The organism is Paracoccus tibetensis (assembly GCF_900102505.1).
Classification (GTDB): Bacteria; Pseudomonadota; Alphaproteobacteria; order Rhodobacterales; family Rhodobacteraceae; genus Paracoccus; species Paracoccus tibetensis.
This window is the reverse complement of record NZ_FMVT01000001.1, coordinates 551,849-558,622: the sequence shown is the minus strand read 5'-3', so window position 1 is coordinate 558,622 and position 6,774 is coordinate 551,849. Positions and strand designations below refer to the sequence as shown.

The window sequence follows — 6,774 nt, the reverse complement described above, 5'->3', positions numbered from 1 at the left end:
CCCTGGCGAAATACGCGGTGGCCTTTTTTAAGATGTCACGCTCCTCGGACACCCGCGCCAGCTCCCGCTTCAGTCGCCGGATCTCGGCATCCTTCTCTGTGTCACCCGACACTGCCTTCGCGAACTTGCGCTTCCAGGCATAGAGCGAGTGCGTGCTCACACCGAGCCGCTCCGAAACCTCCTTCGCCGGATAACCCCGTTCCGTGATCTGCGCGACAGCATCGCGCTTAAAGTCGTCAGTGAAATTCCCCGTGCCCATCATGGCCTCCTTGCCTCAAAGCTAGCGAAGAAGGCGTCCACGAAACATGGGGCTATTCAGAGAATGGCCTGATCGTCGCGGGTTACCTAGCGATGCCGGCCGACGACATCTCCGCGCGTCGCTACGGCAAAGCCGAGCATTGCCGGGCACTCCTGCCGCTGCTCAACGACCGGTCAACGGGGTCCGTCGAGTGCAAGCACCAGATCATCATTGCGGTGCTGAAGGGCCTTGGCGAGGAATGGATCCCCCGGCTACAATCCTGCCTTCGATTTCCAGTTGACCTTGATGTATGCCGCGGCGCTGTGCTGGCGCTGAACCCCGGCTGGCTTGGGCGCCAACCGGGGCTGCATTCCGCCGCTGGCCTGCACGAGGCGGCGCAGATCCGGATCGGGCCGCCGCCGACGCTGTCGAACCAGCCGCCGCCGGAGGAGTTGGACCAGATGCTGCACATCGCCTGCAAGTTCGACATGGCGGGCCGGGACGAGCGCAACCGGGCGCCGGCGAGGAGCGCGCCGTGGCGCATGAAGGTGCGGCATTGCGGGCCGGCAAGATATGACTACCTACCGCGCAAGGTGCGCCGGGTGTCAGAGGAGGATGGCGACGGTGAGGTCAAGACGACGCTTGCGCCTGCGCACACGTCTCCTTTCCTTGGCTGCTCTTCAGCCCGCATTGCCCTTCTGCGGACGGCCGGCGATGTAGGTCTGCGCGACGGCGCGGTCGTCGCCCATGATCTGCAGGATGAACAGCTCCTCGGACAAGGTGCTCGCCCGCTCGGCGCGCAGGGCCATGGCGGGCGTGGCGCGCGGGTCCAGCACCACCAGGTCCGCCGCGCTGCCGGGGGCGAGGGTGCCGATTTCGTCCTCCATCCCCAAGGCCAGCGCGTTGCCGCGCGTGGCCCAGTGGAAGGCGGCCATCGGGTGGAGTCTCGTGCCGCGCATCTGCAGGATCTTGTAGCCCTCGTTCAGGGTCTGCAGCATCGACCAGCTGGTGCCGCCGCCGACATCAGTGGCGATGCCGCTGGTGATGCCTGCCGCCCGCAGCCCCTCGGCGTCGAAGAGCCCCGAGCCGAGGAAGAGGTTCGAGGTCGGGCAGAAGACCGCGCGGCTTTGGGTTTCGGCCATGCGGGCGATCTCGCGCGGCTCGAGGTGGATGGAGTGGCCCAAGAGGGTCTTCGGGCCGAGGAGGCCATGCGCTTCGTAGATGTCGAGGTAGTCGCGCGCCTGCGGGTAAAGGCTCAGCGTGTAGTCGATCTCGTCGCGGTTCTCGCTGAGATGGGTTTGGACGTGGCAGTCCGGATGCTCGGCGGCAAGTTGGCCCGCCGCCGCCAGCTGCTCGGGCGTCGAGGTGATCGCGAAGCGCGGCGTGATGGCGTAGCGCTGGCGGCCCTTGCCGTGCCAGGACGCGATCAGCGCCTTGCTGTCGTCATAGGAGGACTGCGCCGTGTCATGGACCGCCGGGATCGCGCCCCTGTCCATCATCACCTTGCCGGCGATCATCGCCATGTCGCGGGCATGGGCGGCGGTGAACATCGCCTCGGCGCTGGTCTTGTGGCTGGAGCAGAAGGCGACGGCGGTGGTCGTGCCGTGGGCGGTCAGCTGGTCGAGGAACAGGCCGGCCATGCGGGCGGCGTGAGCGGGGTCGGCGAACTCGGCCTCGGCGGGGAAGGTGTAGGTGTTCAGCCAGTCCAGCAGCTGCGCGCCCCAGCTGGCGATGACCTGAAGCTGCGGGAAGTGGATATGCGGGTCGATGAAACCCGGCAGGATCAGGTGCGGGCGGTGGTCGACTTCCTCGAGCCCCGCACGTCTGAGGTCGGCGTGGTCGCCGACGGCGAGGATGCGGCCGTTCTCGATCAGGATCGCGCCGTTCTCGTGGTAGCGGTGGTTCTGCTCGGTGTCGGCGGGGTCGGCGAAGAAGTCGAGGACGCGGCCCCGGATCAGCTGTTGCATGGGTCTTTGTTCAACGAAGAAGCGGTGAGGCGCGCCATCAGCTCGGCGGCGGTGAAGGCGGCGATGATCGCGGGGCGCTTGTCGCGGCTGAAGCCGGCGCCGATGGGGCAGACGAGCGGCGCGGGATCGATGCCGCGCTGGCGGGCGAAGCGGACGCATTGGGCGCGCTTCGTGGCGCTGCCGATCATGCCGACATAGGCGAGGTCGCGGCGCGCGAGCGCCTCGGCGGCGAGCAGGAAGTCGAGTGCATGATCATGGGTCAGGATGATGACGCTGCTGCCGGGGCGGGCGGCGCGGATCTCGGCCTCGGGCAGCGGGGTCAGGCGCGTGGGGCCGGTGGCGCGGGCCAGTTCCTCGGGGCGCTGGTCGATCAGGGTGGCGTTCACCGGCAGCGGGGCGAGCGCCACGGCCAGTGCGCGACCGACATGGCCGGCGCCGAAGATGAGGACGTCGGGATGGTCCTCGGGCGTCGGGGCGGCTCGGTCCAGCGCCAAGGTGACGCGGCCGCCGCAGCACTGGCCGATCTCGGGGCCGAGGGGGATGTCCATCTCGGCCGCCGCCTCGCCGCGCGCCAGCATCTCCCGGGCGCGGTCGATGGCCATGTATTCCAGCTGGCCGCCGCCGATGGTGCCGGTGACCTCGGCCTCGGTGACGAACATCTCGGCCCCTGCCTCGCGCGGGGTTGAGCCTTTCGCCTGCGTGATGCGGACGCGGATCATGCCTTGAGGCGCTCGACCGCCATCAGCACCCGCTCGGGCGTCGCCGGGGCGTCGAGCCGGGCAGGCTGGCGGTAGCCGCAGACCGAGGCGACGGCCATATTGATCGCCTCGAAGACCGAGATCCCCAGCATGAAGGGCGGCTCGCCCACGGCCTTGCTCCGCTTGATCGTGCGCTCGGCTGCTTCGGACCAGTCGGCGAGCTTCACATTGAAGATGCGCGGGCGGTCCGAGGCCAGCGGCACCTTGTAGGTCGAAGGCGCATGGGTGCGCAGCCGCCCGTCCTTGTCCCACCACAGCTCCTCGCAGGTCAGCCAGCCGGCGCCTTGGACGAAGGCGCCCTCGACCTGGCCCTTGTCGATGGCCGGGTTGAGGCTGCGGCCGACGTCATGCAGCACGTCCGCGCGGTCGATGACGTATTCGCCGGTCAGCGTGTCCACCGAGACCTCGGAGACCGCCGCGCCATAGGCGTAGTAGTAGAAGGGCCGCCCCTTGCCGGTCGCGCGGTCCCAGTGGATCTTGGGCGTCTTGTAGAAGCCCGCCGCCGACAGGTGGATGCGCGCCATGTAGGCGGCGCGGATCACCTCGGTGAAGGGGATGACGTGATCGCCGGCGCGGATATGGCCGGGGACGAACTCGACCTGATCGGGCGCGACCTGCCAGCGTTCGGCCACGAACTCGACCAGCCGTTCCTTTATCTGCTCGGCCGCGTCCAGCGCCGCCATGCCGTTGAGGTCGGTCCCCGAGGAGGCCGCGGTGGCCGAGGTGTTCGGCACCTTCTCGGTCGTCGTCTTCGTGATCTTGATGCGCTTGAGGTCGCACTGGAACGCCTCGGCCACCACTTGGGCGACCTTGGTGTTCAGCCCCTGCCCCATCTCGGTGCCGCCGTGGTTCAGCGCGATGGACCCGTCGGCATAGACATGGATCAGCGCGCCGGCCTGGTTGAAGTGGGTGGCCGTGAAGCTGATCCCGAACTTCACCGGCGTCAGCGCGATGCCCTTGCGGATCACGCCGCCTTTCGCGTTCCAGTCCAGCACCGCCTGCCGGCGAGCCTTGTAATCGCTGCTGGCCTCCAGCTCGTCCAGCAGCTGCGGCAGGATCTGGTCCTGCACCTCCTGGTGATAGGGCGTCAGCTGGCCGTTCTTGTAGAGGTTGCGCCGCCGCACCTCGAGCGGGTCGAGGCCGAGGGCATAGGCGATTTCCTCGACCATCCGCTCGGCGACGATCACGCCCTGCGGGCCGCCGAAGCCGCGGAAGGCGGTGCTGCTGACCGTGTTCGTCTTCATCGGGTGCGACGAGATGCGGACATCGGGGTAGAAATAGGCATTGTCGGCGTGGAAGAGCGCGCGGTCCGTCACCGGGCCGCTGAGGTCCGCCGAGAAGCCGCAGCGGGCATACCAGTCGCCCTCGACGGCCAGGATGCGGCCCTCGTCGTCGAAGCCGACGCTGTAATCGACGACGAAATCGTGGCGCTTGCCGGTGGCGATCATGTCGTCGTCGCGGTCGGGGCGGATCTTGACCGCGCGGTTCCAGCGCTTGGCGGCGATGGCGGCGACGCAGGCGAAGAGGTTCATCTGCGTTTCCTTGCCGCCGAACCCACCGCCCATGCGGCGCACGTTCACCGTGACCGCGCTGCTGGGGATCTTGAGGCAATGGGCGACCATGTGCTGCACCTCGGACGGGTGCTGGGTCGAGACGTTGAGGATCACGTCCTCGTCCTCGCCCGGCACGGCCATCGCGATCTGGCCCTCGAGGTAGAAATGGTCCTGCCCGCCGATGGCGAAGCGCCCGTCGATCCTGCGCGGGGCGCGGGTCATGACGGCCGGCGCGTCGCCCCGGCGCAGGGTCAGGTTGTCGGTGACATAGCCCATGCCGGCGTTCTTTGCGGCCATCGGGTCCAGCGCGTGCGGCAGCGGGTCGTAGGCGATCTTCGCCTTGTGCGCGGCGCGGCGGGCCTCATCGCGGGTCTCGGCGATAACGGCGAAGACCGGCTGGCCGTGGAACTGCACCAGACCGTCGGCAAGGATCGGGTCGTCGTTCTTGCCGTTGGGCGAGATGTCGTTGACGCCCGGAATGTCGGCGGCCGTCATCACGCCGATGACGCCGGGGCTGGCCAGCGTCGCGCTGAAATCCATCGCGGTGATCCGGCCATGGGCGCATTGCGACAGGCCAAGATAGGCGTGGATCAGGCCCGCCGGCTCGGGCAGGTCGTCCGTGTACTCGGCGCGGCCGGTGACGTGCTTGATCGCGCTGTCATGAGGCGTGTCCTGATGGGCAAGGCCGCGGATCGGGGTCGTGTCGTCCTTCATGCCGCGATCTCCCCGTCATGGCGCAAGCGGACCGGCAGGCCCGGCTCGGACTGCTCCAGCCAGAAGCGGCGGATGAGGTTCTTTGCGACCAGCGCGCGGTATTCGGCGCTGGCCCGCATGTCGGTCAGCGGCTGGAAGTCTTCGGCCAGCGCCTCGGCGGCGGCCTGGAAGGTGGCCTCGGCGAAGGGCTGGCCCTCCAGCGCAGCCTCGGCGGCGCGGGCGCGCTTTGGGGTCGCGGCCATGCCGCCGAAAGCGATGCGGGCGCTGCGGATGGTCTCGCCCTCGGTCTCGATGCAGATGCCGCAGGCGGCGCTGGTGATGTCGCTGTCGCGGCGCTTTGAGACCTTGTAGGCCGCGATCCGCGCGCCCGGCCGGGTCGGGATCTGCACCTCCTCGACGAACTCGCCGGGCTGGCGGTCCTGCTTGCCGTAACCCAAGAAGAACTCCTCCAGCGGCAGCTCGCGCCGCTCGGCGCCCCGGCGGAGGACGATGCGTGCGCCGAGCGCGATCAGCAGCGGCGGCGTGTCGCCGATGGGCGAGCCGTTGGCGATGTTGGCGCCGATCGTGCCCATGCTGCGGACCTGCCAGCCGCCGATCCGCAACCAGTAATCATGCGCGGCCGGGATGTGGCGGGCGATGAGCGGGGCGGCCTCGGCATAGGTAACGCCGGCACCAAGGTGCAGGGTGCCGTCCTCGACGCGGATGTCCTTCATCAGATGGCCGATGAAGATGGCGGGGCTGATGTCCCGCATGAACTTGGTGACCCAGAGGCCAACATCGGTGGCCCCGGCAACCAGCGTCGCCTGCGGCTCGTCCAGCAGCAGCTGCGCCAGATCGTCGTTGTCCGCCGGGATCAGCGCGCGGTCAGCGCCGCGGGCAAGCGTGACACGCCCCTGCCGCATGGCGGCAAGCCGGGCCGAGACGGCTTCGCGCTCAATGGCAAGCGCATCCTGAAGCTGCCCGCCCACGGCATGGGCGGCCAGCGCCGCCTTGATGATCGGCTCGTAGCCGGTGCAGCGGCAGATGTTGCCCTGAAGCGCGGTCTCGATGGCGGTGGCGTCGGCGGCCGGGCTCGTCATCCACAGCGCGTAGAGCGCCATGACGATGCCCGGCGTGCAGAAGCCGCATTGGCTGCCGTGATGGGCGACCATCGCCGCCTGGACCGGGTGCAGACCGCCATCCGGGCCGCGCAGATGCTCGATGGTGACGATATGGGTGGCGTGGCAGGAGGCCAGCAGGCGGATGCAGGCGTTAACCGGCTCGTAGATCAGGCCCTCCGCGGTCATGCGCCCGGCAAGAACGGTGCATGCGCCGCAATCGCCCTCGGCGCAGCCTTCCTTGGTGCCGGTCAGGCGGCGCGCGATCCGGAGGTGGTCCAGAAGCGTGTCCGAGGCACCGACCTCGGTCAGCGCCACCTCGGTGTCGTTCAGCAGGAACCGCAGCTGGGTCATGGTCATCCTTCCTCGCGCGAGCTTCCGGAGGTTAGGGCGGAAATTGCCTCCGCGAAACGATCCGTGGCATAGAAGACTTTACACCGATCATTG

5 protein-coding genes are annotated in these 6,774 nt (G+C 68.6%); all 5 read right to left on the bottom strand.

The genetic code is table 11. The annotated features are described in order from the left end of the window. Positions 1-259 (bottom strand): transposase (locus BLP73_RS02765; RefSeq protein WP_245686515.1); only part of this gene is annotated, 259 nt, incomplete at its 3' end. A gap of 659 nt (positions 260-918) precedes the next feature. Further along, a complete protein-coding gene (guaD, locus tag BLP73_RS02760; protein WP_090740005.1) occupies positions 919-2,205 on the bottom strand; it encodes a guanine deaminase in 1,287 nt (428 codons plus the stop codon). Continuing rightward, positions 2,193-2,924, bottom strand: a complete 732-nt coding sequence (gene xdhC, locus BLP73_RS02755) for a xanthine dehydrogenase accessory protein XdhC (RefSeq protein ID WP_090740003.1) — start codon at positions 2,922-2,924, stop codon at positions 2,193-2,195. Before xdhC ends, guaD begins: the two co-directional genes overlap by 13 nt. Beyond that, positions 2,921-5,230, bottom strand: coding sequence for a xanthine dehydrogenase molybdopterin binding subunit (gene xdhB / locus BLP73_RS02750; protein ID WP_090740002.1), 2,310 nt, complete (start codon positions 5,228-5,230; stop codon positions 2,921-2,923). Before xdhB ends, xdhC begins: the two co-directional genes overlap by 4 nt. Further along, complete coding sequence (gene xdhA / locus BLP73_RS02745; protein ID WP_425415679.1) at positions 5,227-6,681, bottom strand: xanthine dehydrogenase small subunit; 1,455 nt, start codon at positions 6,679-6,681, stop codon at positions 5,227-5,229. The genes xdhB and xdhA overlap by 4 nt, the downstream gene beginning before the upstream one ends. Positions 6,682-6,774: the final 93 nt, after the last annotated feature.

Excerpts from the sequence above, each read along its gene's own strand:
- xdhC (WP_090740003.1), bottom strand. The coding sequence starts at position 2,924 with ATGATCCGCGTCCGCATCACGCAGGCGAAAGGCTCAACCCCGCGCGAG.
- guaD (WP_090740005.1), bottom strand. The coding sequence starts at position 2,205 with ATGCAACAGCTGATCCGGGGCCGCGTCCTCGACTTCTTCGCCGACCCC.
- xdhB (WP_090740002.1), bottom strand. The coding sequence starts at position 5,230 with ATGAAGGACGACACGACCCCGATCCGCGGCCTTGCCCATCAGGACACG.
- xdhA (WP_425415679.1), bottom strand. The coding sequence starts at position 6,681 with ATGACCCAGCTGCGGTTCCTGCTGAACGACACCGAGGTGGCGCTGACC.